The following is a 26,771-nucleotide window of genomic DNA, read 5'->3' on the forward strand; positions in this document are numbered from 1 at the left end:
GAGAGGAGGGAGAGATTATGGCAATAAAAACAGAGAAAGCTATTCCCGCTAATTATAATTTCGAGGATTGCTATGATGTTGATACCAATTATTGGAGCTTTTCCGATGAAAAAGCACTTTTCACATGTGGAGCCGGGCCCTGTCTAACTGTCGTTGTTCACAGTGAAAACAAGGGGTGCCTTGCTCATGTACATACTTATAAAAGAAGTCAAAAGCTGCTTTATGAACGAGCATGTTTAACCATTCTCGCCATGATAACAGAGGGGGCTGCAAGTGAGAAGATTGATCTGTGGTTAGGCGCCGGGACAATGTTTTTTGACAAGAAAGGGGGCTGTGATAAGGAATTCATGGATGAAAAAATGGATGATTATATAGTAAAGTATCTTCAACCAAAAGGTATACAGGTAACCACAAAGTCTCTTTTTCTTGTTACTCAACAACAGCGAATAGTCGGTGTGATGAACACTTTAGGATACAATCCCGGGGATATTCTCTATTTCCCAAAAGAAGGTAAAGTTTATATGGCTGATGATAACGACGCCAACTGTCTTCAGAAAAGACGAAATTTTCAAGCAGTTAAAACAAAGGCACCCCGCACCTGGCAATGTCCAAACAAAGAAATTGACAATCCTAATTGATTATTTTTATGCCTTTCAGCATGTAATAAAAGGTACCGTCCCCCCCCGCTGAAAGGTTTTTTCTTAAGTAAACCTGAAGGAGGCTTGTAATGGCGATGGAAGACCTTTTAGAGAGTTACAAGACCAAACAAACCTTGTCCTTATCGAGATTCCAGCTGGACAAAAATGTTCATGACCTCTTAATCGATTTTCTGGGGCCTGGCGAAAAAAAGCTGAAGATCTCTAAAGTCGAATCTACAGATAGGGATTTGAAAGCAGAAGGAAAACTTTATGAGTCTCTCATCTCCGACACATCATTAAAGGAAAATGAGGACAATGCCGCTTTCGGCCGCATGTTATACAACATTACTTTTTTATATAAAGGAAAAGGGGCCACGGCAAAGGCTTACATTGATTTATCGGTCCCTAAGGGATGGAAATTTTATAAGACTAAAGAAAAAACAAAAGGCCCTCTCCTTTCAGATCTTGTTTTCTCTGAAGGGAGATTGACTTTCCAGCCCTCAAGCACGACTTATCCCCTTGCTTCTTTCGAAGGGAAGCTTTCAGGAATGGGCATGCTTAAAAGTTTCGCCACCCTTTTAAATGCCGGTGAGGACCTCCCTGTTTCAGGGACTATTTTAAAGAAGGAAAATGTACTGCATACAAATTTAAAAGTTCCTCTGGGAGAAAAAGCCGGTATAGGGCCATTTAATCTACATGAGCCTTTTTTCCAGCTTAAAGATTTCAGGAAAGATTATAGCGCAAAAAATGTCCGGTCTGAGCCCTGGCTTTTTGCCAATGTTAAGGCAGGAGAAAAAACAATTGAGCTTTCCTCCCTGCTTCCCATAGGCGGAGATTTTTTTACTTTCCGGGCAAGACCTGAAAACCTGCCCCTTAATGATTTAACGGCTTTGGCCGAAATTTTCCCCGGTGTCGATATTTCCTCTTCAATAGGAAAAGGCCCGGATATTACAAAAAATATAGGGCTCAGTGAAATCAGTGTAACGATTATGCCCAAAAAGATGCAGGTTTTTAGTATTAAGACAGGTTTCAGCCTCCTGAAAGAATGGGAGATTATTGAAAACAAGATTTCTATTGATAACACTAAAATCCTTCTCACTCTCCTCTTTCCATTCAAAAAACAGCAGAGGGATTTTTACTGGGCCATCGCGGGAGACCTGCTCCTTGATTCCAAAAAACTGAGGGTAAGCGCCTATTCCCCGGGATTCTCAATAAATGCTTTCACAGGAGAAGGCTTTTCAATGGATCTGAAGGCCCTTCTCGAATCACTTGTACCCAAAAGCTTTCCCCTCCCTGACATAATGCCTGCCATCAATCTGAACAGCCTGTTCCTTGAGGCAAACCCCGGAAACAAGTCTCTTGCATTTAAGGGAGAGGCGAAAAAGAAATGGGATCTCATTCCGGGTATGGTTTCTGTTGAAAACATGCGGTTTTCTTTTAGCTCCCGGCCGGGAGCTAAAAAGGGAGAACATGTAAAAAAGGGGGAATTAATCGCTTCGGCTGAGGTGGTTGGTTTAAAGCTTGATGTGGCGTCAATTCTGCCGGGCAATTTACTTTTAAAAGGGAAATATGAGGAAATCGATCTTGCTTCGGTCTATAAAAAGATAGAGGGTTTTGTTGCTGACGGGGGCATATCCATGCCTTCCGGTTTTTTGAATCTTACCATGAAAAATGTGGACATCAGCCTTATGCCGAACCTCCCCGGTTTTTCCATTGCATCGGCCGCAGGGCCTTTCGACGCTGTTGAGGTTATTCTCTGCAAAAGCAAAAAGGGGAAATGGGCCGCCGGGGTCGGTTTAAAGCCTGGTAAAAAATGGAAGTTCTCTCATGTGAATAAGGCCTTTAAATGTCTCGATTCCATGGATTTAAGCAATGCCGCACTTATTGTTTCATCACTGGAAGGAAGTCCCCTCAATTTCCAGAGGGTTTATATGCCCCGCGCAAAGTTACAACTGTCGAAGGGCCTCAATTTTGCGGGAACGATGACTCTTAAAGATACGGGCCTTGATAAACTCCTTGGCATTGAAACGATCGTTATGCAGGCTGCCATTGGGAAAGATCCCCGGAAGTTCATGCTTGAAGGGAGTGTGGCCGGAGAGATGAAGCTGGCCAAAAATGTGACCATGAGCCAAATCGGTTTGCGCATTATTCCCGGGGGAACAACTCCGGAATTTATGGCCATTTGCCGTGTTGTAGCCAGGGTCAACGAGGAAGACCTTGCTTTTATGGGAGCGCTCAGTGTAATGCCTAATGGCGCCACTTTTGCCGCCACCATGAAAGGGACCTGGCAAAATGCTTTCGGGGCCAAAGGATTCAACCTTTCCGATGTTGCCATTGAACTTGGAATCAGTTTTCAGGGGCTCCCCTCTATCGGCCTGGCGGGGCGCATGAAGATTGGCAAAGTTGAGGGGGGAGCTGCTGTCGCCTTTAATGCCGCTGATCCTACTCAGAGTATGCTTGCTGTTTCATTTGATCAGCTTTTGCTGGCAGATCTGCTGTCCGCCTTTTGTGACCCCAAGGTAAAAGGAAGTGCGAAAGATCTTAAGAAAGTATTAAAAGATACAGGGCTGGAAGATGTTAAGGTCCATGTTGTGCCTGCGGCTACACGGATTGGAGAAATATACTTTGAGTCCGGTATAACCGTTAAGGGCAAGCTTGAAATCATGGACTGGGAAGGAAGTATAAATGCTACTATCGATTATATGGAAGGAATATTTGTTGAAGGGAAAATGGAGAGCATCGAAGCAGGAGATATATTCGCCCTCACCGGAGCGGGAGAAGAAAAAGACCCCCTCCTTAAACTCGATCTGCGTATAAGCAGTACGCCCAGTTTAACAATAGCCTGCGCAGTCTCTCTGCTGGGCTTGAAACAGGCCACCTATATTAGTATTTCAGATAAAGGGTTCCGCTTTCTTGTTGTCGGTAAGATATTTGATCTTTTCCAGGCAGAGCTTGATGTGAATGGGAAAGACATTTTTCAGTCGGGAGAATTTATGATCAGGGCCTCCCTGCAAAATGATCTCATTTCTTATCTTAATGAGAATGTGCGGGAGGGGATAAAAAAAGTGGCCGAAAGCGCTGTGAAAGAGTTAACCAAGGCCCAGGGAGAGGTGGATAAAGCCAAAAAAGAAGTGGAAAAGCTGGATAGTCAGATTAAATCGGCCAGGGCACAGGTACGGTCTGAACGTGAGGTCCATAAGAAAGAGCTTAACAAAGCCAAAGAGGACCTGAAAAAAGCCCGTGACGACGTGAACAAGTTAAACAGGGAAATAAGCAAACAGAGAAATATTATTAAAAGAGAACGCGCCGCTACCCAGAGAGATCTGAAAAATGCGGAGAATAAAGTATCTGCCGCTGAAAGGGATGTAAAGGGCCTTAAAAATCAGGTAGCCGCTATGAGAACAAAGGTTAAAGGCGAACAGGAGAAGGCGACCCGTGATATCCGGTCAGCAGAGAAAAAGATAGACTCTGCCAGAAAAAAGATTAATAACCTTAACGATGATATTAAGAGGAAAAAGTCCGACATTAAGAAATATGAAAAGAAAATGAAGAAGGAGTGGTATAACCCAAAATGGGCAGCAAAGTGCGCGGGCGCCAATGTTGAGATCGGGGCCCTTTATGTGGCCAGAGATGTCTCCAAAGAAGCCCTTAAGGTGGCTAAAGGAGTGCTCAGTACAGTACGGAAAGGGGTTAAACTTATACCTGTTGATTCCGATCCCAGGGTGGCCGGGCTTATTGTTGGACAAAAGAGCGCGGAAGTTGCCCTGAAAGCCGCCAAAGAGGTACTGAAAGGAATTAAGAATGGGCTGTCCCTTATTCCCCCTGACTCTGACCCCAGGGTGGCCGGCCCCATTGCCTTGAGAGAAACGGCCCAGGGAGGTTTGACAATCGCGCAAAAATCCATAGATGCCGCAAAGACTGCCATCGATACCACACCTGTTGATCTTGATCCCAGGGTTGCAGGGCTCATCGTGGCCAAGGAAACGGCAAGAGGAGCTCTCGAAGCCGGTAAAATCGTCCTTGAAGGTGTAAAACTAACCGTTAAAGAAGGGGCAAAGGCCGCTGATTGTATAGCCAATTATGGTCTTGGCGGGATCTTTGATCTGAAGAAGGTCTGTTTTGAAGGTGAACTCTCCGCCGTTGACGGCGGCAGTGTGTCCCTTGAAATGGACCTGCGAATTATGGGGAAAGAGGAAAATATCAAAGTCGAGTTCAATTTTAAAGACCTGGCTGATTCCATTGCAGGGCTTGTTACCCATGCTCTTCAGAAGTAGGTGTTGAGTAAGGCAGCAAAAAAGCAGGGCTACTATTTCTATTATTAACAGGGACACATCCCAATTAATTGACAGCAACAGATTGATATGATATAAATCGACCATGCCAAGGGTCGCAAGAATAGTTGGATATGGATATCCCCATCACATCATTCAAAGAGGAAACAACAGAGAGAATGTTTTCCTCGATGATGATGATAAGTATTTTTACCTCAAGTTGCTGAAACGTTATTCAGAGCGAACCAATACATCAATATTATCTTACTGTCTTATGACAAATCATGTGCACCTGCTTCTAAATCCGAAGGAAGAAAAATCACTGGCAAAAATGATGCAGGGTGTAGCCTTATGCTATACACAATATTTTAATAAAAAAAACGACAGAACAGGCCGTCTATGGGAGTGTCGTTATTATTCGAGTGTCGTTGATAGAGGTTCATATCTCTGGGCTGTCAGCCGATATATTGAGAATAATCCTGTACGTGCAAAGATAGTAAGCAAAGCTGTTGACTATTCTTATTCCAGCGCATCCTATCACTTAACAGGGAAAGATAACTTTGTAATCAATGAACCATTTTTTGAAGAAGGAGAAAGGGATAGTTACAAAAAGTTTATAGCAGAGGATTGTCGTGATGAAGAAGTCGGAGAAATTCGGAAGAAAACGCTTCTTGGACACCCACTAGGGGACTTGGCTTTCATTGATAGGCTTTCGAAACTACTTGGCCGGAAGCTGGTATTTAGAGGAAAAGGACGCCCCAAAAAGGAAGATTAACCGTCCTGGATTTTATTGGGATGTGTCCCTCTATTAATTAATTGAAGGAGAGTGTTTTGAAACGACCCGTTGGTTTTACAATTTTGGCACTTATTTTAGCTTGGCTTGCAATTGCAGGCTTTGGCAACGCTGTAATCCAATTAAATTCCAATAATGGCTCAACTTTAATGGCATTCATAGCACTTTCTTATGGCGGAACAGCTTTAGTTTCTACTCTAGGCTTATGGAAACTAAAAAAATGGGTTTATCATTCCTTTTTAGCTTGGTCTGCAACAGTGATTCTTATGTTACTTGTAATGCAATTTGGCATGTATGGGATATATCAAGTCTCTTGGGTTAAATTTATCGGTTTTTCAGTGTTTGTTTTAGCTCTTTTAGCTTCATTAACTCGCTATATAAAAAAGAAGATGCTGGCAGTTGCTCAGCAAAACTTGAATCTGTAAAAATTCTTTAGAAATAATAAATAGGTGAATGAATATCAAATATAGAAATGAATTAACCGATTTGATTAACTTTAATGAATACCAATATAAGAACTCTCGACAAGTTAAAAAACAAATTCTCAAGAGCAACTTATGGTTTTCTGGTGGCGTTTTTGCGGGAATTTCATATGTTTCCTATTTAAATAACAGCATATTTTTAGCTTTGATTGGCTTTCTCATTGCTGCCATTTGCTTTACACTGTATCCTTTTTATGTTCGTTGGTGGCAAGTACGGAATTTAAAAAACCAACAAAATAGTGACTTTATGAAGTCCGTTCTTTGCGATCATGAATTGAGAATTGAAGAAGATGGTCTCATTGAAAAGACAGATTTCAATGAAACCAAATCACCGTGGAATTCTGTTGGCCCTATTGTGCTTAAAGATGCTTACTCATTTGTTTATTTGAATGAGATTCAAGCACATGTACTGCCTAAAGCATCAATTGTTCATGGAAACCATGATGATTTTATTAATGCTTTAAAAAATAAGGTGTCTCATGCTGAGGCCTAATCCCACATTACCTTTAGGTGAATAAAGTCAAGGAAAAATTTCAGACTGTAAGCCGGACCGTACACCCACATTGGCTCTTTCCAATGGCTCCGGCTTGGCCGATTGGCTTTACGTTAGAGCGAAAATGAAAAAAAAATAATTGCGTGGCTTATATTCTTTGGTGGCTTTGCGCTTGAAATGGGAGTTGATCATTTACTAAGGATACAAGATGGGACTATACGCACAGGCGGTATCCCCGAATTATTGTGGTTTTTAATCCAGATGGCACTATGTACTATTGCTCTCTGGCTTGCATTCGTCGCAACAAAACCTCTAATTACTCTGTGGAAGAGATTGTTACTTGTCGGATTGCAGACTTGTATTGGTTTTGTCATTTACGCATTTATTGCACTATATTATATTGTTGGCACTGGTATAGACTCTCTGTAAGTCAGTTCTAACTTGCTGCTCAACCCAGACCGCGCAAAAGGCGGTCTGAATTGAAAAACAAGCAACTTGGCGCGGCTGGTTAGCGTTATTGTTATAAGGCAAAATCAATTAATGTCATTATTTACATTACACATTGATTACAATGGTCAAAGTACCATAGTACAAGTCAAGGCATCCACAGCAAGAACCGCTGCAATAAAGTGGGCAGAGAATATCAACATCAAAGATTGGAACGGCATAGGAGAAAAAGCTAAATCTGAACTTGTTGAAGAACTAAAGGACAAGGAAAATTCTTGTGTATTGATTGAAGATACAGTAAATGTCTGGTGTAGTTCAGCACTTGTGAGGAACCGATTATTTTTAATAAATATCGTAAAAACACAAGCTGAGTAAGGCTTATAACCAGGCGCTCAAGACGGGACTGGCAAACACGCATTTTCAATTTTTGAAAGTAGTCTCTTAAACATTTTAAATCCGCTTTTGGGGCGCCTCAGCTAGCCCCTTAGCTAAATCGTTGAAGCTGTAGGAAAACCCCTTTTGAAGTTTTTTTTGGAAAAACTACAAAAATGACAAATATTTAATTCAATAAAATCAGTATGTTAGGAAATCGAAAAAAATATATTTTTGTAAATTTTTATTAAATTTGAGTTTTCCTACAGACTCGTTAGCAGTATAAAGGAGATATATTATGAAAAAGATCTTTATTCTGATATCTATTGTTATCTCTTCACCTGTATTCGCTCAAAATTCAGAGACGCTGGACAATTGTAGTCAGACATTAGTTGCCGTTGAGAAGTCTCTTAATGCCCTAGATGAAAAACAAACTAGCACACTGTTATCCTCAGTTAATAGCGGTTGCCTCTCCAGCATGGAATTTTCAGAGTGGGTAAATGAACTTATTTACACAGTGGCAATAAAGTACCCTGACTACTTTATTAAGTCATTTTCCAAACAGCCTAAAAAAACACAGAGTAATATCCTTACAGCGTTGGAGTCTCCTATCCATGATGGGATTGATCTTAAAAAAGCTCATAAGGCGATTAACTCTGCAACTGGAGGCACAGAAAAAGCTAGAATATTGTCGGCAATTGAAGTTGGTGCCAAAAAGATTGGCCTTTCATTTTGAAGTTCATTGCTAACCACATGCTACCCGACCGCTAATAGCTCGTTTCACTTGCTAACCGCGGCCGGTTAATTCAATCCTTGAAGCTGTAGGATTACTCAATCGGTAGATTTTACGAAAAAAAGGAGTTCCGTCTATGGCCTGTTTTGGATGATCCCGGTACGAGGAATCATTTTGGCACCCCGATATTTTAAGGTTTTTAAATTAAATTGAGTTTTCCTGCAGATTCGTTATATGCAAAAGAAATGAAAACAGAGTTTATACATTTAAATAAAGATTGGAATGCTGAACCAAACGCGCCATCTGAAGAAGTAGAGGTAAAACCAGATTATGTTGAGCTTTCTTTCTATGTTAATCCATGGGCATATGAAGGGTATGAGGAAGAACAAAGAGCTGCAATACGGTTTTATGGTTGTAGTCATTGGCGTTTAGGCTCAGTAAATGATGAAGGCTGGTATATGGGGCAATGCCGTTTTAGCAAACTTGCTCCTGAGTGGGGCGAGTTTTATGAGGTCAAAGGGGATTTGCTTCTTGACAAATGCCCAGACGACTGGAAAATCATCAGCCCTGCTGAAGCTAATAAACATTATCTCTTTTATTTAAGAGACTCAGTGTTTGAGTGTGATGCGGACAATTATGAATACATTAAAAACATCAGCACATAAGCATCTGCTGCCAGACCGCAGAAAACGCAGTCTGATTTGAAGTCAACATTTTGCGCGGCTGGTTAGCGTTATACTTAAAATGAATATAAGAATCCCTGCGTTCATTGCCATTTCCATTATTTCATTGATCCTATTCTTTCTGTTTTGGGTACAGCCGATCAATAATGCGATGTTGAGACTGGCATTAATTATTTCAGGAATAACATTTATTGTTTCTTCGCTGCTTGGTGTACGAAAGATGAAGAGCTTGTTATGCGCATTTTCCGTTATCATAGCTGTAGTGTTTTTATTTATAGCAAATCCAACTGGATCGAAGATTGATGAGAAAGATTTTCGTAAAAACTATGTCCGCAATATTAAAAGTTATTTAGATGTTAAATATGTATGGGGAGGGGAAACCTTTCAAGGAATAGATTGCTCAGGCTTGCCGAGGAAAGCTCTGATAGACACTTACAGAGAGTTTGGAATATTCAGTTTTAATGGTACGGCACTTAGAGAATCAATTTTGCATTGGTGGTTCGATACTTCAGCCAGAGCTATGCGTGATGGCTATCGTGGGAACACAATTAAAAAAGGAGAATTTGATAATATCCTGGAGATAGGCAATGAAATCGTTCTGCCTGGAGATATTGCTGTTACGAGTGACGGAATACACGTTCTAACTTATATCGGCAATGGTGATTGGATACATGCTGAACCTGGCAATCAAAAAGTGATTATTGAGAATGTTAAAAATTACAGTACTCCCTGGTTTTCTGCTCCAATTGTTTTAATGTCATGGAAGGTATTGAGTACCAAAAAAGTATAACCACTTACTGCAAGAGACTTGCCGGTAACGGTGTTGAATCGAAGTGGGTGGCTTTTAAAAACAATTAATTTAATCCAGCGGCCTTGCCTTTAACCTGCAAGCCCCTGTTCTATTATGATATGAATACCCATTAGGATATAGTGGCACGTAAAAAGACAAAGAAAAACAATTTTGATAATTCTAACAGTGATAATCAAAATATTGTTTTCATGAAAATATTAGGGTTACTCACTCTCTTCGTTTTATTTGTCATGGGTATGCAATATAATCAATTAAAAGGGACATTTTTTAGTGATAAACTTGATTTGGTTGAAACAGATGGGCGAGTAATAAAATCCAATCGAGTCACTAAAACAAGTCGAGGACTTTCCTATCATTACAATATTGTCTATGAATATTATGTCAATGGAAAGCAATATCAATCTAATCAAGTTAGTTTCGGAGCGACAGGCTCAAAAGATAAGGCATTTAGCAAAAAATACATTCTTAAATACCCAAGTGGCAAGCCTGTTACAGTATATTATGACCTTAATAACCCTGGTTTTGCTGTACTTGAACCAGAAGTTACAAGCGAGCGTAGTTGGTATATTTTAACAGGAATTATTTTTCTTAATTTCTTATTATTTGGTTATTTGTGGTTCTCGGGTAGAAAGAAAGTAGCTATTCCACAATAATAAAATGTTGAAACAACCTAGCCCAACATTACCTTTAGGTGCAAGGGACTTGCTGACATCGTTGTTGAATCGAAGTGCATGGTGTAAACATCCGTTAAATTAATCCAAAGGCTTTGCCTTTAACCCGCAAGTCTTTGAGTTGAAACGTTAGGGCTAAAATATGAAAAAGAATGCCATCATAATAGTCATAGGTGCCGTTATCCTCTCTTTCATTGCATATGAAAATGCGAGATATACACTTGATGATGACGATCTAGTTGTAATTACCCAATTTGGAGAGTTAACAGGCACCGCTCGAAATGTCTCCGGCGAATACTTCAAAATCCCCTTCATACATAAAGCACATTACTTGATTAAAACGCCACGCATAATGAAAATTAAGCCTGAGATAATGACGAAAGACAGGCAAGTTCATCAATTGGAAAGCCGTGCTGTTTGGAAAATTTCCGACCCTGTTAAATATTATCGAAGCTTAAACAGCGACAAACTTGCAAGAGATTATGTTTATGATAAAGTTGTTGAAGCTTTATATCCAATTATCGACAAATACGAATATAAAGAGCTTATTGATGAAGCTAAAAGCGCACAGCTTAAGGAGCTTTACGGCAGATATGACATCCAACAAAGAATAAAAGAAGCTTCAGAGTCAAAACTTTCAGACGTTGGAATTGGACTGGACTATTTCGAACTTAAACTTGCTGGGTCAGCATAGGGCTACGCCCTAACCCATTATCAACCCGACCGCGAATAGCTCGTTTCACTTGCTAACCGCGGCCGGTTAGCGTTCGGCATCAACGCACCTAATAGTGGTTTTCAAAAAGTACAAATATGTTTAAGCATATGGAAAAAATAATTGGCCCATATAAGAAACCGCAGGCTACATTTAATCCTTACGATCATAGGGCTCCAGAAGTTGCTAAATATTTGAAAAAACAAATAGAATTATGCGTACCAAGAGTGACTATCGAACACATTGGCAGTACAGCTATACCAAGCTGTTCTGGCAAAGGTGTAGTAGATTTGATGGCACTCTATCCAAAGGAATCTCTTGATGTCGTTAAATCACTACTTTCAGCAATGGGATTTCAAAGACAAGGCAAAGAATTTAGAAATAGGTTTCCTGATACAAGGCCAGTAATGATGGGAACATTTGAATATGATAACACTTCCTTTCTTATATATGTTCATGTCATTCATGAAGACTCATACGAGGCAATCCGATTTCGAATCTTTCGTGACAGATTATGCAATGACTCTGAATTACTTTCCGCTTACATAGCGGAGAAAAAACGCATTATTTCGGAGGGAGTAACTGATACTGATAACTATGCTGAAATGAAACAATCTATTATTCAACGAATACTGGGCGATGATTACGATGAAAAAAGTCACTCAGAAAGTTAATTTATTACGCAAGTATGCCGAACAAAGCATTCAACCCGACCGCGAATAGCTCGTTTCACTCACTAAACGCGGCCGTTTAATTCAATCGTTATAAATATGAGGTCAAAATGAAAACAATCTTTTTTTCCATATTATTGATGTTACTATCATTAACATTTTTGCACGCCCAAGAGATCCCTGTAATAAAGGCTATACAAGATTCTGATTCTAATTATATGGATTACGAGGATTATGCTGGCCCAAACGAGCCAATTGGCGATTTAGTATTTTTAAAAGGTTGCAGCTGGTATTGTGGTGGTTATGTTGAAGAAATTACGGCCTCATCTGAATTAAGAAGCAACGGGAGCAATACCTATCTTGGGAAAAATGCACATGATTTTGAAATGAAAACCGCATGGGTCGAAGGCAAAAAAGATTATGGAATTGGTGAATATGTAGAATATAAATTTAATTTTGACAGGTATGAAAACTATGATGGGCATTTAGGTATTACCAAAATATTGCTAGCGAACGGATATAAAAAATCTAAAGAATTATGGAAAGCAAATTCGAGAGTTAAGAAACTCAGAATGTACGTAAATAATGAGCCATACGCTATCTTAGAAATAATTGATAGTTTTGAAATTCAAACCATTGATATTGGGAAATTTATGTTTCCACCTAAAACGACCACGTTGATTAAATTTGAAATTATGGAAGTCTACCCTGGGTCCAAATATAAAGATGTTGCAATCTCTGAGCTTGTTTTTGAGGGTGTAGGTGTCCATTAATTTATAACAAGCCATTCAATCCGGCCGCTAATAGCTCGCTATAGCGGCCGGTTAATTCAATCGATGAAGCTGTCGGTTTCCCCATTGGTAGATTCTACGAAAAAAATGAGTCCCATATTTGGCCTGTATTGGACAACCTCAGTACCAGGAATTATTTTGGCACCCCGATATTATAAGGTTTTCAAATTAAAAGGAGTTTTTCTACAGACTCGTTAGATTACCATGAGATATTTAATAATTGTTCTTATTCTGTTACCGAATTTCGCATCCGCTTGCTTTTGTACTGCACCTACAGAACTTACCGATGAAATAGTCAAAAATAGTGATATTGTATTTAAGGGGACAATATCAAACATAGATTTTGAAGGTGCTCACAATCGAGTAACATTTAAAATTAAGGAGATGATAAAGGGGAAACAAGCCGGGAATGTGACTATTGAGTTCGACACTTTTTCATCCTGTGCCATTCAACAGGAATTCGCGCTCAATGAGCATTACTTAATCTCCGCTATTAAGAAGAAAATAACTGGCTCAAGTAAGGGTGAACTCCCAAAATTATATGAGTCGAATCTTTGTTCGCTACAAAAAAAGCTTAAAGATTTGTAGAAATAGAGAAAAATTTATCTAACAAAGAAAAGGACTTGCCGGCAACAGTTTTAAATCGAAACAAGTGGCTTTTAAAAACAATTGATTTAACCCAATGGCCTTGCCCTCAACCCGTAAGCGCCTCAGTTCCGTCATTATGTCTAAAATATTAAAGCAAAAAAAATTTATGTTCATCTTCATCGTAATAGCTGTTGCCGGCTATGGAATTTACTGGAGCAACAAAACTTATCCCGTCTTGATAGTAATCCCAAATGAATTTGAAGGGTATATTACTATTATTGAAGATAGTGAAAATTATGATTCATATAATGTCAGGGCATGGGAGAATTATGACACTTTTGAATATGATGTGGGGGATGACAGTATATTAAGCGTTGAATCAATAAGGCATTTTCTTAAGTGGCCCCATAATATAGGTGTTGGACGCGAACGGGTTGAGCCCCTTGTTTACTATAAAGACAAAAAAAAATTGAAGTGGCCAGTATTTGGTGACTTAATACAAACATCAGAAACTGAATATCACTTTTGGGTAGGGAAAAGAGTCAATTTTAACTCTCCTCTATAAATCATATGTTACTGAATCCGATAAGCTGAGTGGCAACTGACGCAATGGGCGGTTATTTCCTGTAAGGCCTCATAAACTCCCTTTAAATCTCCCTTCTTTTTCGCAAGTTCTGCAAAACTGCTTGCAGCCTGATGCATGCTAAAAGCGATATCGTGCATATCCTGCGGCATAAAGCGTCCAGGCCCCATGCCGGTACCTCTATGTTTTCCCATGGAACTTTTCCCCAGCTTTAACTCAGCGACTTCTGCAGCCGCATCGAGGTCACCCGTTGAAATGTTGACCAAAATTTCGTTTAAAGCGCTCAAATGTGAAATCATATCCAGACGCAGGACCAGCTTTACCCCATCGGGCATGGAGACTAACTGGCGTTCATCTTTTGGAGGTGTAAAAGTCCTTTGTTTTCTATATCCAGGCCCTTGCTGTGCCATGGATATGTGTGAAAGGCCAATGACAAGTGACAAGATAATAAACACTGAAAATAGTCCCGGCAGAAGTATGATTCTCCCTTTTTTATTTTTATCCATTTGCCGCCTCGTTTATGAATTAGTTTTAATAAGAGGGCTAACTGCCCTTAATTGAAAAGTTTAGCAAAAGAACATGGCATTTCAAGTCGGGTAATGAGGAAAGTTGGAAACAACCGGAGAAGAACTTTTTTTGTATGGAACGGTTGAAAAAGTTTGAAAAATCAATTTAATGGAGCCGACGAGCGGAATTGAACCGCTGACCTGCTGATTACGAATCAGCTGCTCTACCACCTGAGCTACGCCGGCTTATGGATTCCCTGAACCGCTATTATACAAATTTTTCAAACTTAGTGAAAAGAATTTTGATTGACTCCATCTGCTGTTTTTAAAGGTCCCATTCTGTTATTATAGCACCATGATTTTGAGGCTGACAGAAATAAGGCTCTACCTCGATGAAGCAGAGTTACTGCTTAAGTCAAAGGCAGCCCGACGCCTGGATATTACGGCTGATGACATTCTTTCTTTAACGATTATTCGCAAAGGCCTCGACAGCCGGAAAAAGGACAAGATCAATTTTGTTTATACCCTCAATGTGGAAATTGATGATTGCCTGGCTGAAAAGATTGACCTTAATACTCCCCATGTAAAGGTTGCTGAGAAAGAAGGCCCTGTAAAATTCCCTAAACTTCGGAGCAGGAAAGGGCCCCTTATCGCAGGCGCGGGACCGGCCGGACTCTTTGCCGCTTTGAGGATGACCGAGTATGGGCTAAGGCCGCTCATTGTGGAGCGTGGAAAAGAGATAGAAGAGCGGGTAAAAGATGTTGAACGCTTCTGGAAGGAGCGTAAACTTGATCCCGAGAGCAACGTTCAGTTCGGTGAAGGAGGGGCAGGGACCTTTTCCGATGGAAAACTGACGACCCGTGTTGATGACAGCCGTATTTCCTATATTCTTGAAACCTTTGTCCGGGCCGGAGCCGATCCTCAAATAGCTTACCTTGCAAAACCTCACATCGGGACCGACAAGCTTCGCAATATTGTTGTTAATATAAGAAAGCTGCTTATTGAAAGGGGTTGTGAGCTTCGTTTTGGAGCAAAAGTAACCGGTATTGAGGCAAGCAGTAATAAGATCGTTTCTGTCAGCGTGAATGACGGAGAAGAAATAGAGACGGATTGCCTTGTCCTGGCCATAGGGCATAGCGCCCGTGATACTTACCGTTTACTATTGGAAAGAGGAGTGGAAATGACATCCAAGGCTTTTGCTGTCGGTCTTCGTGCTGAGCACCCGCAACCACTCATCGACAAAATACAGTTCGGCAAATGTGCAGGCCATGCCGGCCTCGGTTCGGCTGAATATGCCATTACCCATAATATGAAAGAGCGCGGCCGCAGCGCCTATTCATTTTGCATGTGTCCCGGCGGTATGGTTGTCAATGCCTCTTCAGAGCCTGCCGGGCTTGTTGTAAATGGAATGAGCCATTCCGGCAGGGATAGGGGGTATGCAAACAGCGCTCTCATTGTAAATGTTACGCCCGAAGATTTTGGTAAACATGCGCTGGCCGGTATGGAATTCCAGCGAAAATGGGAAAGGATTGCCTTTATTCATGGCGGCGGCAATTATAATGCGCCCGCCCAGAACCTTATGGCGTTTTGCGAACCCGGAAAGTGTTACTCCTTAAATAAATCGACTTTTCTTCCCGCGCTGGAACATGCCGATCTCTCCCTTTGTCTTCCCCACTATGTGACGGAAAGCCTGAGAGAAGCGCTCCCTGTTTTTGACAGAAAGATGCGGGGTTTTCTTTCCAGTGAATCGACACTGATCGGGATTGAAACAAGAACGTCGGCGCCGCTTAGAATATTGCGCGGAAGGGACATGCAATCTGTCAGTATAGCCGGCCTTTATCCCTGTGGCGAGGGCGCCGGCTATGCAGGCGGTATTATGAGTTCAGCCCTTGACGGCATTAAAGTTGCCGATATGATCGCCCGGAAAGGGCAATGAATTTTGTAGTGAATTGCAAATATAGCTTGTCGAAGGAAATTATGCAGGTTATACTTTTCCCATAGTTAAAAAAAAAGAAAGGAGGACCTTATGAAGTTTCTAAAAATTCTGCTTGTACTCTTGATTGCAACACAACTTAGTGGCTGTCTCCTCACCCGGCTTGTTTCTGCACCCATGCGTGCCGTTGGTGGTGTGCTTACCATTATCCCTGTTGCAGGAGACGCGGCTCATGGAGTAATTGATGAGGCGGCTGACGTTGTTGATAAGGTGCCCATCTGATTAGTTCTTGATAAAAGTGAAAAGGGCGGTATAAAAACCGCCCTTTTCTATTTGAAGTTTTCTTTAATCCCTCGTCAGGTGCCTGTACTTGATCCGGTGGGGCTGGTCGGCGGCAGCTCCGAGGCGTTTTTTCCTGTCTTCTTCATATTCCGAATAATTTCCGTCAAAAAATACGACTTTGCTCTCTCCCTCGAAGGCAAGGATATGCGTTGCTATTCTGTCCAGGAACCAGCGGTCATGGCTGATAACGACGGCACAGCCGCCGAAGTTTTCCAGCGCTTCTTCGAGTGCTCTTAAGGTATTAACGTCGAGATCATTGGTCGGCTCATCGAGAAGAAGGACATTGCCGCCGTCCTTTAGCATCCTTGCAAGATGGACCCGGTTTCTTTCTCCTCCCGAAAGTAGAGAAACCTTCTTTTGCTGGTCCTGCCCCGAAAAATTGAACCGGCCTACATAGGCACGGGAATTAACCTCCTTTTTGCCGAGATTAATTGTATCGTAACCTTCGGAGATGGCCTCCCAAATGCTGTGCTCCGGATTGAGGCTGTCACGGCTCTGATCGACATAGGAAAGTTTTACAGAATCACCGATTTTTACCGATCCCCCATCGGGTTTCTCCTGCTCCGTAATCATCCTGAAAAGCGTTGTCTTTCCTGCCCCGTTGGGGCCGATAACGCCGACAATACCGCCGGGAGGGAGATTGAAGGTCATTCCCTCAACGAGAATGTTGTCGCCAAAAGACTTGATCACATCCTTTGCCTCGATGGCTATATCCCCTAGCCTTGGTCCCGGTGGAATAAAAATCTCCAGTTCGCCGGCCCTTTTTTCACTCTCCTGACCAAGAAGCGCTTCATAAGAGGTAATCCTTGCCTTCGACCTGGCATGACGCCCCTTGGGCGACATCCTGATCCATTGGAGTTCCTTTTTTAAGGTCCTTTGCCTGTCGCTCTCTTCCTTTTCCTCTTTAGCAAGCCGCTCCTGCTTTTGTTCCAGCCAGGAAGAGTAGTTTCCTTTCCATGGAATGCCTTCACCACGGTCCAGTTCCAGTATCCATCCCGCCACATTATCAAGAAAGTAACGGTCATGAGTTACAGCGATAACGGTACCTGCATAGCGTTGAAGATGTTGTTCCAGCCAGGCCACCGATTCGGCATCGAGGTGGTTGGTCGGCTCGTCAAGGAGGAGAATATCCGGTTTCTTAAGAAGGAGCCTGCAAAGAGCCACTCTTCTTTTTTCTCCTCCAGAGAGTATTTTAACAGGCCTGTCTTCAGGCGGGCACCTGAGGGCGTCCATAGCCATTTCAAGCCTGCTGTCAAGATCCCAGGCATCGAGATTATCGAGCTTTTCCTGCACTTCTGCCTGATGGTCGCAAAGGGCCGTCATTTCATCGTCCGACATGGGTTCGGCAAACTTTGCATTTATTTCGTTGAATTCATTAACAAGGTCCACCGTCTCCTGTACCGCCTCTTCCACACACTGTTTTACCGTTTTATTTTCATCGAGAACAGGTTCCTGTTCAAGATAACCGATAGTATAGCCCGGTGAAAGACTGATCTCTCCGGAATAATCTTTATCCACACCGGCAAGAATGCGAAGCAGAGAACTCTTTCCCGATCCGTTAAGACCGAGCACGCCTATCTTTGCCCCGTAAAAATAGGAAAGATAGATATTTTTTAGAACAGGTTTTTTGTTGTAAAATTTGCTTACTCCCACCATGGAGTAAATGACTTTATTCGGTTCCGTACTCATAGATTATAAAAATCCTTTCTCTCTTGATAATTTAAAAGGCAATCAATGAAGCAAAGCACATGGTTTTGATTCAGTGAGCGGGAAAGATGAAGTTAAGATGAATAAAATTTCACTTTCAAGGGTTTATACCCTTGAGGGTAAGCTTTGGAAGGTTAACAGTATCAGTTGATAAAAGGAGAATGATGCCTTTTGCCCCTGTTCATGCTCCCCATGATAAAACCTACGATCCATGCAGCGGCAACGACGCCGGCGCCTGTTAAAAACCAGCGAAATTCTGTTGTTGAACGAAGCTCGTTATTCTCTGCCTGAAGCCCTTCAATTTTTGCCATGGCCCTGCTAAGGTTTACCGTGCTTTCCTCATAATTTTTTTTAATCTCTACCACATTGCCCGAATCAGCCTGGAGCCGCTTGTAGTCGGCATCTACCTGATTGAGTTTTTCCCGGGTTGATTCCAGTTCCCGCTTTAAGGTTTTATTATTCTCTCCTATTGCCGCCGCCTTTTCTGCGGTAACTTTCAGTTTTATGGAAGTTTCATCAAGACTTTTGCCCAGCTTTTCAATACGGATGCTTTGGGGTATTTCCAGTGAAACATACCTTTTTACTATCCACCCCTCTTTCCCGTCTTCTATCTTTACATGCACCCATCCCTCATTTTCTTCCAGTACCTCCAGTTTGGTGCCGTTTTTCAGTAATGTCACAACAGGCGCGCTCTTAAGCGGTTCAGCACGGAGGGTTATGTTGAAGTTATCTGTTACATAGGCTGCCTGTACTGCCCCCGCAAGAAGGGTGAGAAAAATGAAGTTCTTTACCATAAAGAGAAAAGTCCATTTATTGACAGCGCTGCTGTTCCCCTGTTTAATATGAAGCGTCTTAAACATTCCAAAACTCCTTTACAATATAAAATAGAATACCTATTCCATAGCGAATAATAACAACAGGAGAGAGTAATTGCAAATATTCATTGCCTTCACTTTTCCCCTTTGACAAAAGAGGGTATTTGGAAAAATAAATTTTAGGGGAATCTCTTGTAAATCCTGTCTTTGTTCCATTAAAAAAGATTGTTTTATAAGGTCCCGGCATATATTTATAAACCTTTGATTGCTTAATATTGATAATCCATCGGCAATCCCTTATTGATACAGTTCAAAAGCCGGAGAGGGTTGCATTAATATTTTTACTCTGTTAACTTATAAATTAGCCTGCAGCTTGCCGGTCATGATATTTTTTTGTTTTAAATCCATGGCGGCTGTTTCCCGCCCCCATTTATCGGGATCTTGCGGGAAGGTTGTTTTTATACTTATATCCCGCATTATTTATGGATAGTTCCGGAGGTCATAGGAACGCAGGTTATTTATCAGGCCTTACCTTTAAAGCATGACAGAGAAAAAAGAAAAAAGCTTTCTCAGGCTGACAGCGTTTCTTCTTACCCTTCTGGCAAGCGGTTTAATATGCTATAAAATATTCTCTGTCGGTTATACCTTTTCCTCTATTATTCCCCGGATACGTTATGATGTAGACATAAGCATGTCCTTCCAGGGTTTTGGTGAGCCTGTCCGGATCAGGACCTATCTCCCCCTTTCCGATGAAAGGCAGGTAACAGGAAATGAGCTTAATAATTCAGGGGGCATGTCCTTCCAGGTATCCCATGAAGAGTCTGGAAGGATTGGCCTTTGGCAAAGCGATAATCCCTCAGGGTTTCAGCAAATACTCTATACCTTTTCAGTGACAGGTGAAAAGATAGTTTATGAACTTGACGACAGGCTGACTATTCCAAAATCTTACCCTGAGCGCCTTAATAAATACCTCCTTGCAACGGGGACTATACAACTTGGTGATCCTGTTATAAGCAGGATATTTGATGAGCAAATTCCAAAAGGAAAAAAACTGCTTCCCATACTGAAGGCCGCCTTCGACTATGCCGGGGGACTAAAACCTATGCCCTTCAAGGGGCTTACCGATGCGGCGACGGCGGCCAGGCTTGGCGAGGCGTCATGTAACGGAAAAAGCCGGCTCTTCATTGCCTTATTGAGAAAAGCGGGCATTCCGTCAAGGTTAGTGGGGGGACTGATTCTTCAAAGCGGCACAAAGCGGACAAGCCATCAGTGGGTTGAGGTCCATATTAAGGGCCACTGGGTCCCTTTCGATACGCTAAACGGTTATTTTGCCCGGATACCTGAAAACTATCTCTCCCTCTATCGCACAGACGAGGCGCTTTTCAAGCATACAGCGGATATTAATTTTAACTACTCATTCAAAATACGCAAAAAACTGACATCAAAAAGTGATTTTCTGACGGAACTTGGAGAGCATCCTCTCAACGCCTATGCCGCATGGGCTGCTTTTGAGCGTGTCGGCATTTCGCTTAGCCTTTTAAAAATAATAATAATGATACCGCTGGGGGCATTTATTGTTGTCATTTTCCGTAATGTTATCGGCCTGGAAACCTTCGGGACCTTCCTTCCGGCGCTTATTGCGGCAGCCAGCCGGGAGACAGGTTTTGTGTGGGGGGCTGTCGGTTTTTTGCTTGTCATTGCCCTGGTCAGTCTCATTCATTATCCGCTGGAAAAATGGGGAATCCTTCATACCCCAAAAATGAGCATACTGCTTATAAGCGTCGTTATGCTTATACTCGGCATAACCGTAGCGGGGGTGAACCTGGGTCTTTTTGAACTCTCCCATCTCAGCCTCTTTCCTATTGCCGTGCTGACCATTACGGCAGAGCGCTTCGCCCTCATTCAGACGGAACAGGGCCTTTTAAAGGCCCTCAAAGTTACAGCAATGACCCTTGTTGTTGTCTGGTTCTGTTTTCTTGCAATGAATTCTCTCGCTATGGAAGCCATATTTCTTGCCTTTCCCGAGATGCTGCTTATTCTTGCAGCGCTTAATCTCTGGATCGGCCGCTGGATAGGCATGAGGGTTGTGGAGATAGGAAGATTCAGGTGGTTAATACAATGAAATGGCCTTCTTTAAATTCATTTGCCGGGCTTTATGGCAGGGTGCTTGGCATTAACGGGAGAAATATCGATTATGTCTACAAGTATAATCCGCGCAGGTATTTCAATGTTGCAGACGACAAGGTGAAAACCAAGGAATATCTTGTGCCCGCAGGGATACCTGTGCCAAAAAACTACCTTGTCCTTTCAGCAATGAGTGAGATAAACAGCGCCTGGGAGAGGATAGTCGAAATAGATGAATTTGCCATAAAACCGGCAAGAGGAAAGGCCGGAGGAGGCATCCTGGTAGCGGAAAAATCGGAAAGCTGCTGGAAAACGGCTGCCGGAAGACTGCTCGGGGCAGATCAGTTGAAAAAGCAGATGGCTGACATTATCTTCGGCGTGTACTCCTTTGGTCTCTGGGACAGGGTGCTGATTGAGCATCGCGTCCATCCCCACCCCTTCTTTACCGCGCTTTATCCTCATGGTGTGGCTGATCTCAGAATAATAACCTGTAAAGGCAAAAACATTATGGCTATGGCGAGAATACCCACGTCCAGGTCGGAGGGCAAGGGGAACCTTCACCAGGGGGCTATCGGGCTTGGAATTGACATCAAAACAGGGGTTACAGGGAGGGGATTTGACGGGAAAGGTTATCTCCTTAGTCACCCTGATAGCGGTTGTTGCCTTGAAGGATTGGAGGTCCCTTTCTGGCAGGACATTATCTCAATCTCAAAAGCAGCATCCCGTGTCGTTCCACTCGACTATCTTGGTATTGATATTGTTATCGATAAGACGCAGGGTCCCCTGGTTATGGAAATCAATGCCAGGCCCGGCCTGGAAATTCAGAATGTCAATGCCATGGGCCTTAAAGAGATAATGAAAGAGGTTAACTGAAGCAATGTCGAGATTCCTTAAAGAAAGCTTTGTCCCTGTTCTGACTGTTTTATTACTGCTGGTGGGATTTATTGCCTATTTGCAAAACCTTGCCCAGGTGGCCAGTTCCAGACCGACTGTCATTAAAATAAAGGCAGAGGAGATAGCAACAGCAAATAAGGGGGAAGTAAACAACGAGGATGAGACCGATGACGGGGAAGAAGTATCGGCAGTGGAACTGGAAAGGATTGAGAACTTTGTAAAAGGAAGGGAGCTTTACCGGTCTGCTGATTACAACAAGGCAGAGAACTTTTTTAAGCTGGCCCTTGGTCAAATTCCGGATAATCCCTTTATACTAAATTATCTCGGTCTCATAGAATTAAAAATGCGCAACTATGAGAATGCATCTCAAATTTTCAAAAAAGCGATAACCCTGAAAGCTGATTTTGCAAAGGCATATGTTAATCTTGGACATGCAGTAAGATATCTGGGGGATTATGAGGGCGCTGAGGAGGCCTACAAAAAAGCGATCGCCCTGGAACCGGCATATGACATTCCTTTTTATAATTTGGGGATTCTTTATTTAGGACAAAAAAAATACAGCGATGCCGCTGCCAGTCTTTTGAAAGCAATCGACATGAGCAGCGGAATACAAAAAGCGAAGTCTTCATTCAACCTTGGTCTTGCCTATGTGAGGATGGGGGATAAAAAGAGGGCTGAAAATGCCTATCTTGAAGCAATAAACCTTTATCCCGCTTATATAGAACCCAGAATGAACCTGGCGCTTATTCAACCCGCTTCTGAAGAAGGGAAAAGAAAAAAAGAAGGCCTTTACAAAAGGGTGCTCAATTTAAGGCCCGATTATACACCGGCCTACTTTAATCTCGGAATCTTCTACAAAGAGGAAAAGCGTTATAAAAAAGCCGAAAAGTACTACAAGGAAGCTATTAAGCATAATCCTGCCTACAGGGAAGCAAAATACAATCTCGGCCTTCTTTATCTGGGTAAAAACAGGCTTGACCTTGCTGAAGAAAGATTTTTGTCTCTCGTTAGAGAGACAAATGCTCAAAAAGAAGACTTTTTTAACCTGGCAAGAATCTACTACAAACAGAAAGATTACGAAAAATCGATAGAATTTTATAACCAGGCCATAGACAAAGGGGGAGGCAAATATGCCGAAGCTTTCCTGAACAGGGGACTTGCTTATGGAAAGATGGGAAGACATGAAGAAGGAAGAAGTTCCATCATAAAGGCAATCGCCATAAAGCCGGATTATGAAACAGCTCACTATAATCTGGGACAGAGTTACTATAAAGAAAAAAAATATAAGGTAGCCCTCCGGGAGTTTGGTGAGGCTGCAAGAATAAAAGGGAGCTATTATAAGGCGTGGCACCAGATGGGCGTAATATACAAGAAACTGGAAAACATTGATGCCGCCATAGAGAGTTACGAAAAAGCGCTTAAAGCGAAACCGGACTATGTTAAATCACGTATGAATATGGGCAAACTCCTTTTTCAAAAGGGTGACTACAGGGGCTCGGTCAGGGAATATGAAAAAGTATCGGCGCTCTATCCCCAGTACCTGCCTGCCTGGTTCAGGCTGGGGAAAGGCCATGCAAAAATGGGAAACCTGGATGAAGCAATAAGGGCCTATGGTAAAATTCTCGCCCTCAAACCGGAAAATATTAAGGCATTGCGAGAACTGGGGATTCTCTATGCCGGCTCAGATAAGGGTGAGAAGGCGCAAGCCATCACGTTATTTAACAAAGTACTCGAACAAAAACCGGATGATATAAAAACACGGTTGCTTCTGGCACAGGAATTGCAAAAATCAGGCGCAAAAAAAGAAGCTATCCAGGAGGTCAGAAAAACAGTCAGCCTTTCTCCCTCATCTATTGAAGGCTGGCTTGCCTTTGCCCGAATTTATAAGGACTCGGGCAATAAGGATAAAGCGGTTAAGTATTACAAAAGGGTCCTTCAGCTTGACCCTCATAATAAAGAGGCAAAAAAATATATTGAAAGGCTATCAAATGGAGCGAGGTGATATGATGGTTAGAGAAGCGGTTATTTTATTATTATTCTTTACGTTAATTTTGAGTGGCACTTCTTATGGCGCGGAGAAGTATGGTTATAAACTGGGCAAGTCGGGCGCACTGCTCTATATTGAAGGTGATGTGGCAACAGGTTATGAAACAAACGTATTTCACAGCCCTGACAAGGTGGTTGCTCACCCTGTCTATGGAACAAAATCGGGTCTTGAAAAAAGTGACTTTTTTCTTGCCATGGAAGTTGGCGCTCATATAAAGGGAGCATGGAACGAAAAAAACAAATATAAAGCAGGCGTGGCTATTGGAGGAAAAAGATATTCTAATCACGATGTGCTCGATGAAACGACGGGCAAGGTTAAGCTCGATTCACGCCACAAAATCAATAAGAGGCTTAAAATCAAACTCCATGCTGATTTTAGGAAAAAAGAAAGGGATGAGACGAACATATTCGGCGACAAATATATCCAGGAATATTCCTATCGCTCTATCTATACGGGTCCCGATTTTATATTTGTTATCAGGCCGGAAGATAAAAATAGGGAAAGGAAATTTGGTGAAACCCTGTTGACTTTAAAAGGGCGGTACAAGGATAAAGATTATGACGAACCGCCGGCGCCCTACGAATCATACGATTATACTGAACATAGATCGATTGTCGCCATGGAACAGGTTATTGCAGAAAAGTATCAACTTGAGCTTGAATATGACCAGAGGGCAAGAGAATACAGGGAGGACCTTGCCAAGGAGGCTAACGGTGGCGACAATGTATTAGGCAAAAAGCGTGAGCTCGAATACCGGTCGATTATGGTTGGGGTAAAGGCGAAGTTGAATAAGCGGGGGAAAGTAGCTGTCGAACTGACTGCCCGGGAAAGAGAAGATACCTACCAGGATTATGACAGCTATTCGGCGAAGATCCTGGACGTGCATTTTGATTACGATTTTGATGATAAAAATACCATTGAGGTTAAAGGGGACTATGAAACTCGTAAGTACAAACGCCGGACTGCTCCGTCACCGGGGGTAAACCCTAAACTGGATTATACCTATTTTGACTTCTCAATCGAATATGATTATAAGTTTCACTATAAAAGAAAGCTCTACCTTGAATTTGAACGGAAAAGCAGGGACAGCAATACGGAAGATGAAAATATCTCAATAAGAAGAGCATATACAAACTACGTCCTGTGGGCTGGAGTAAAGGTTCGCTATTAACCCGTAAAATACTTTGAATCCCTGCTGGCTGTATTCACCCCGTTTATCGGGATAAAGCGGGAAGGCGGTCTCCATGCCTATACCCCGCCGCAAGGGCGGGGTATTTTTTTACAGGCCCCAGCCCCAGTATTCCAGGAAAGCCGGAAAGTCGCGCATGTCCGATTCGTCCCGTGCCCAGGGTTTAAGGCTTGTATAGAACCGTGTGCCTTCGGATTTATCTTTGCCCAGCATTTTGTCTTCCCCGATGCGCCAGTCAAAGGCCCACCAACTCATAAGCAAGCGCTCCCAAAACTTGTGGCTCATTTTAACATAGCCTTTTCTCGGGCCGTCATGCTCGAAGAAAGAGGTTGTGCCCTTTTTTTCCAAAGGAAGCTGTTCCAGTTTTTTCATAGGGATGAGTTTTGTTTCAACGCTGTTTTTTCTTTTAAAGACCTTTTCTGTCTTTTCTAGCCAGAGATCCATAATCCTGTGAGTAGCATCCCTGAAAAGAATCATTGTTTTTAAAGAACTATGGAAGGCGCCTTTATAATCCAGAATACCCGGCAAACTTTCACCCAATACAATTTGTCTCTTATCATCCCATTTGTGAGGCATCATTTCACGGGGAAGAAAGGAGGTCGGAATAAAAGCAATATAGCAGCCACAGGTGTGAACAGTCGTATAGAGGAGCGGTTCTTCTTTTTCATTAAGCGTTATTGCGATAAAGAGTCCGCCGTTATTACCGGCAGTGAGATTAAAAGAGGGTACTTTTTTAAAATGTACCCTGTAAAAGAGGTTGGTATATTTCCCCTTTTCCGTCTCAAAAATCCTTTTTTCGTAAAATACGGCGGCCCTGCCGGGATCAACGAAGATTTTCTCTTCTCCTTTTTTATCTGTTCTTGCTGCCGGTGTTCCGATAAGGTTGTATTTTTTTTCAGGCCTTTCAACAATGAAGACCGGTGCATGGCGATTAAAGATTCCTTCCCCCTCTTCAGCAATAAAGGTCTTCTGCTCTTCATCGAGGGGATGCCTCGGTAGCGTTGTGCAGGAAGGCAACATAAGGAGGGATGCAATTAGCAGACAGATTAAACCTTTGAGTTTCTGAATCCCCGGCGCATGTATTTCCTGCTGCCTGTTCTTGTAAAGGAGTAACTTATTCTGTGCACTCATGCCCCGATGTTTGTGGTGAGGCGCCTGATTTTTCATTTTGACTCCTGCAAAAAGATTTTTTTCCTTGACTCTATTCGCCTGAAGGCATTGTCCGGTTGGTAAATTGTAATGATTAATTTTAAGGTAAACAGGCCATAAAATTGTCATTTTACCCCAGGGCGCTTGTCACTTTGTTCGGGCGCATTCGAAATGACAATTAAAACTGCAAATTCCTAAACGTACATTGCTGCATCCAACGGCCCTTTCCAGAATTATAGCATAAAATGGTCTTCATTTAAGGCATGCGCGTTGATTATCTCCTTCAGCTCTGATAAACTGAAGCATTATTCCGGCTTTTTGAGGAT

General features: G+C 42.3%; 25 protein-coding genes and 1 tRNA gene. 21 read left to right on the forward strand and 5 right to left on the reverse strand.

Annotation, left to right across the window (positions count from 1 at the left end; genetic code table 11):
* Positions 1–17 precede the first annotated feature (17 nt).
* From OEV42_03365 to OEV42_03435, 15 genes are all read left to right on the forward strand, one after another.
* Positions 18–638: a hypothetical protein gene (locus OEV42_03365; GenBank protein MDH3973298.1), complete on the forward strand. Its 621-nt coding sequence runs from the start codon at positions 18–20 to the stop codon at positions 636–638.
* A gap of 89 nt (positions 639–727) precedes the next feature.
* Positions 728–4,912: a hypothetical protein gene (locus OEV42_03370; protein ID MDH3973299.1), complete on the forward strand. Its 4,185-nt coding sequence runs from the start codon at positions 728–730 to the stop codon at positions 4,910–4,912.
* A gap of 103 nt (positions 4,913–5,015) precedes the next feature.
* On the forward strand, positions 5,016–5,684 hold the full coding sequence (locus OEV42_03375) for a transposase (protein ID MDH3973300.1): 669 nt from the start codon (positions 5,016–5,018) through the stop codon (positions 5,682–5,684).
* Between the two features lie 56 nt (positions 5,685–5,740).
* The gene (locus tag OEV42_03380; protein MDH3973301.1) at positions 5,741–6,127 is read left to right on the forward strand and encodes a hypothetical protein; all 387 of its coding nucleotides are present in this window, start codon (positions 5,741–5,743) and stop codon (positions 6,125–6,127) included.
* 28 nt (positions 6,128–6,155) lie between these two features.
* Positions 6,156–6,677 (forward strand): YcxB family protein, encoded by a 522-nt coding sequence (locus OEV42_03385; protein ID MDH3973302.1) that lies wholly within the window; start codon positions 6,156–6,158, stop codon positions 6,675–6,677.
* A 540-nt stretch (positions 6,678–7,217) separates the two neighbouring features.
* Positions 7,218–7,499 carry a hypothetical protein gene (locus OEV42_03390; GenBank protein MDH3973303.1) on the forward strand — a complete coding sequence of 94 codons (282 nt, stop codon included), beginning with the start codon at positions 7,218–7,220 and terminating at the stop codon, positions 7,497–7,499.
* Positions 7,500–7,794: 295 nt separating this feature from the next.
* Positions 7,795–8,232, forward strand: a complete 438-nt coding sequence (locus tag OEV42_03395; protein ID MDH3973304.1) for a hypothetical protein — start codon at positions 7,795–7,797, stop codon at positions 8,230–8,232.
* A gap of 242 nt (positions 8,233–8,474) precedes the next feature.
* Positions 8,475–8,894 (forward strand): hypothetical protein, encoded by a 420-nt coding sequence (locus tag OEV42_03400; protein ID MDH3973305.1) that lies wholly within the window; start codon positions 8,475–8,477, stop codon positions 8,892–8,894.
* A 79-nt stretch (positions 8,895–8,973) separates the two neighbouring features.
* Positions 8,974–9,702 carry a C40 family peptidase gene (locus OEV42_03405; protein ID MDH3973306.1) on the forward strand — a complete coding sequence of 243 codons (729 nt, stop codon included), beginning with the start codon at positions 8,974–8,976 and terminating at the stop codon, positions 9,700–9,702.
* A gap of 140 nt (positions 9,703–9,842) precedes the next feature.
* Positions 9,843–10,376, forward strand: a complete 534-nt coding sequence (locus OEV42_03410) for a DUF3592 domain-containing protein (protein MDH3973307.1) — start codon at positions 9,843–9,845, stop codon at positions 10,374–10,376.
* Positions 10,377–10,536: 160 nt separating this feature from the next.
* Positions 10,537–11,088 carry an SPFH domain-containing protein gene (locus OEV42_03415; protein ID MDH3973308.1) on the forward strand — a complete coding sequence of 184 codons (552 nt, stop codon included), beginning with the start codon at positions 10,537–10,539 and terminating at the stop codon, positions 11,086–11,088.
* Between the two features lie 128 nt (positions 11,089–11,216).
* Positions 11,217–11,780 (forward strand): GrpB family protein, encoded by a 564-nt coding sequence (locus OEV42_03420; protein ID MDH3973309.1) that lies wholly within the window; start codon positions 11,217–11,219, stop codon positions 11,778–11,780.
* A 107-nt stretch (positions 11,781–11,887) separates the two neighbouring features.
* A complete protein-coding gene (locus OEV42_03425) occupies positions 11,888–12,550 on the forward strand; it encodes a hypothetical protein (GenBank protein ID MDH3973310.1) in 663 nt (220 codons plus the stop codon).
* A 222-nt stretch (positions 12,551–12,772) separates the two neighbouring features.
* Positions 12,773–13,156 (forward strand): hypothetical protein, encoded by a 384-nt coding sequence (locus OEV42_03430; protein ID MDH3973311.1) that lies wholly within the window; start codon positions 12,773–12,775, stop codon positions 13,154–13,156.
* A 136-nt stretch (positions 13,157–13,292) separates the two neighbouring features.
* On the forward strand, positions 13,293–13,721 hold the full coding sequence (locus tag OEV42_03435; protein ID MDH3973312.1) for a hypothetical protein: 429 nt from the start codon (positions 13,293–13,295) through the stop codon (positions 13,719–13,721).
* 8 nt (positions 13,722–13,729) lie between these two features.
* Here the strand turns inward: OEV42_03435 and OEV42_03440 are convergent, their stop codons facing one another.
* On the reverse strand, positions 13,730–14,245 hold the full coding sequence (locus OEV42_03440) for a cytochrome c (GenBank protein MDH3973313.1): 516 nt from the start codon (positions 14,243–14,245) through the stop codon (positions 13,730–13,732).
* 170 nt (positions 14,246–14,415) lie between these two features.
* A tRNA-Thr gene (locus OEV42_03445) sits at positions 14,416–14,491 on the reverse strand.
* A 109-nt stretch (positions 14,492–14,600) separates the two neighbouring features.
* On the opposite strand from OEV42_03445, the gene OEV42_03450 reads away from it, so the two are divergent.
* The gene (locus tag OEV42_03450) at positions 14,601–16,181 is read left to right on the forward strand and encodes an FAD-dependent oxidoreductase (protein MDH3973314.1); all 1,581 of its coding nucleotides are present in this window, start codon (positions 14,601–14,603) and stop codon (positions 16,179–16,181) included.
* A gap of 90 nt (positions 16,182–16,271) precedes the next feature.
* Complete coding sequence (locus tag OEV42_03455) at positions 16,272–16,460, forward strand: hypothetical protein (GenBank protein MDH3973315.1); 189 nt, start codon at positions 16,272–16,274, stop codon at positions 16,458–16,460.
* Between the two features lie 63 nt (positions 16,461–16,523).
* Here OEV42_03455 and ettA read toward each other — a convergent pair whose 3' ends face one another.
* Together ettA and OEV42_03465 are read right to left on the reverse strand one after the other, a co-directional pair.
* Positions 16,524–18,209, reverse strand: a complete 1,686-nt coding sequence (gene ettA / locus OEV42_03460) for an energy-dependent translational throttle protein EttA (GenBank protein ID MDH3973316.1) — start codon at positions 18,207–18,209, stop codon at positions 16,524–16,526.
* Between the two features lie 161 nt (positions 18,210–18,370).
* Positions 18,371–19,087 carry a TIGR04211 family SH3 domain-containing protein gene (locus tag OEV42_03465; GenBank protein MDH3973317.1) on the reverse strand — a complete coding sequence of 239 codons (717 nt, stop codon included), beginning with the start codon at positions 19,085–19,087 and terminating at the stop codon, positions 18,371–18,373.
* A 496-nt stretch (positions 19,088–19,583) separates the two neighbouring features.
* Between OEV42_03465 and OEV42_03470 the strand changes: the two genes are divergently transcribed.
* The 4 genes from OEV42_03470 to OEV42_03485 are packed head-to-tail and all read left to right on the forward strand — an operon-like array spanning position 19,584 to position 25,278.
* On the forward strand, positions 19,584–21,164 hold the full coding sequence (locus OEV42_03470) for a transglutaminase (protein MDH3973318.1): 1,581 nt from the start codon (positions 19,584–19,586) through the stop codon (positions 21,162–21,164).
* Positions 21,161–22,039: a hypothetical protein gene (locus OEV42_03475; GenBank protein MDH3973319.1), complete on the forward strand. Its 879-nt coding sequence runs from the start codon at positions 21,161–21,163 to the stop codon at positions 22,037–22,039. Before OEV42_03470 ends, OEV42_03475 begins: the two co-directional genes overlap by 4 nt.
* Positions 22,040–22,043: 4 nt before the next feature.
* The gene (locus OEV42_03480) at positions 22,044–24,062 is read left to right on the forward strand and encodes a tetratricopeptide repeat protein (GenBank protein ID MDH3973320.1); all 2,019 of its coding nucleotides are present in this window, start codon (positions 22,044–22,046) and stop codon (positions 24,060–24,062) included.
* Positions 24,034–25,278, forward strand: a complete 1,245-nt coding sequence (locus OEV42_03485) for a hypothetical protein (GenBank protein MDH3973321.1) — start codon at positions 24,034–24,036, stop codon at positions 25,276–25,278. The genes OEV42_03480 and OEV42_03485 overlap by 29 nt, the downstream gene beginning before the upstream one ends.
* A 108-nt stretch (positions 25,279–25,386) precedes the next feature.
* Here the strand turns inward: OEV42_03485 and OEV42_03490 are convergent, their stop codons facing one another.
* A complete protein-coding gene (locus tag OEV42_03490) occupies positions 25,387–26,463 on the reverse strand; it encodes a hypothetical protein (GenBank protein MDH3973322.1) in 1,077 nt (358 codons plus the stop codon).
* Positions 26,464–26,771 lie beyond the last annotated feature (308 nt).

The organism is Deltaproteobacteria bacterium, assembly GCA_029860075.1.
GTDB lineage: Bacteria > Desulfobacterota > JADFVX01 > JADFVX01 > JADFVX01 > JAOUBX01.

Coding starts and splice junctions, on each gene's coding strand:
- OEV42_03395 (MDH3973304.1), top strand. CDS start 7,795: ATGAAAAAGATCTTTATTCTGATATCTATTGTTATCTCTTCACCTGTA.
- OEV42_03435 (MDH3973312.1), top strand. CDS start 13,293: ATGTCTAAAATATTAAAGCAAAAAAAATTTATGTTCATCTTCATCGTA.
- OEV42_03400 (MDH3973305.1), top strand. CDS start 8,475: ATGAAAACAGAGTTTATACATTTAAATAAAGATTGGAATGCTGAACCA.
- OEV42_03455 (MDH3973315.1), top strand. CDS start 16,272: ATGAAGTTTCTAAAAATTCTGCTTGTACTCTTGATTGCAACACAACTT.
- OEV42_03420 (MDH3973309.1), top strand. CDS start 11,217: ATGGAAAAAATAATTGGCCCATATAAGAAACCGCAGGCTACATTTAAT.
- OEV42_03370 (MDH3973299.1), top strand. CDS start 728: ATGGCGATGGAAGACCTTTTAGAGAGTTACAAGACCAAACAAACCTTG.
- OEV42_03415 (MDH3973308.1), top strand. CDS start 10,537: ATGAAAAAGAATGCCATCATAATAGTCATAGGTGCCGTTATCCTCTCT.
- ettA (MDH3973316.1), bottom strand. CDS start 18,209: ATGAGTACGGAACCGAATAAAGTCATTTACTCCATGGTGGGAGTAAGC.
- OEV42_03375 (MDH3973300.1), top strand. CDS start 5,016: ATGCCAAGGGTCGCAAGAATAGTTGGATATGGATATCCCCATCACATC.
- OEV42_03390 (MDH3973303.1), top strand. CDS start 7,218: ATGTCATTATTTACATTACACATTGATTACAATGGTCAAAGTACCATA.
- OEV42_03365 (MDH3973298.1), top strand. CDS start 18: ATGGCAATAAAAACAGAGAAAGCTATTCCCGCTAATTATAATTTCGAG.
- OEV42_03480 (MDH3973320.1), top strand. CDS start 22,044: ATGTCGAGATTCCTTAAAGAAAGCTTTGTCCCTGTTCTGACTGTTTTA.
- OEV42_03425 (MDH3973310.1), top strand. CDS start 11,888: ATGAAAACAATCTTTTTTTCCATATTATTGATGTTACTATCATTAACA.
- OEV42_03440 (MDH3973313.1), bottom strand. CDS start 14,245: ATGGATAAAAATAAAAAAGGGAGAATCATACTTCTGCCGGGACTATTT.
- OEV42_03465 (MDH3973317.1), bottom strand. CDS start 19,087: ATGTTTAAGACGCTTCATATTAAACAGGGGAACAGCAGCGCTGTCAAT.
- OEV42_03470 (MDH3973318.1), top strand. CDS start 19,584: ATGACAGAGAAAAAAGAAAAAAGCTTTCTCAGGCTGACAGCGTTTCTT.
- OEV42_03475 (MDH3973319.1), top strand. CDS start 21,161: ATGAAATGGCCTTCTTTAAATTCATTTGCCGGGCTTTATGGCAGGGTG.
- OEV42_03405 (MDH3973306.1), top strand. CDS start 8,974: ATGAATATAAGAATCCCTGCGTTCATTGCCATTTCCATTATTTCATTG.
- OEV42_03385 (MDH3973302.1), top strand. CDS start 6,156: ATGAATATCAAATATAGAAATGAATTAACCGATTTGATTAACTTTAAT.
- OEV42_03450 (MDH3973314.1), top strand. CDS start 14,601: ATGATTTTGAGGCTGACAGAAATAAGGCTCTACCTCGATGAAGCAGAG.
- OEV42_03430 (MDH3973311.1), top strand. CDS start 12,773: ATGAGATATTTAATAATTGTTCTTATTCTGTTACCGAATTTCGCATCC.
- OEV42_03490 (MDH3973322.1), bottom strand. CDS start 26,463: ATGAAAAATCAGGCGCCTCACCACAAACATCGGGGCATGAGTGCACAG.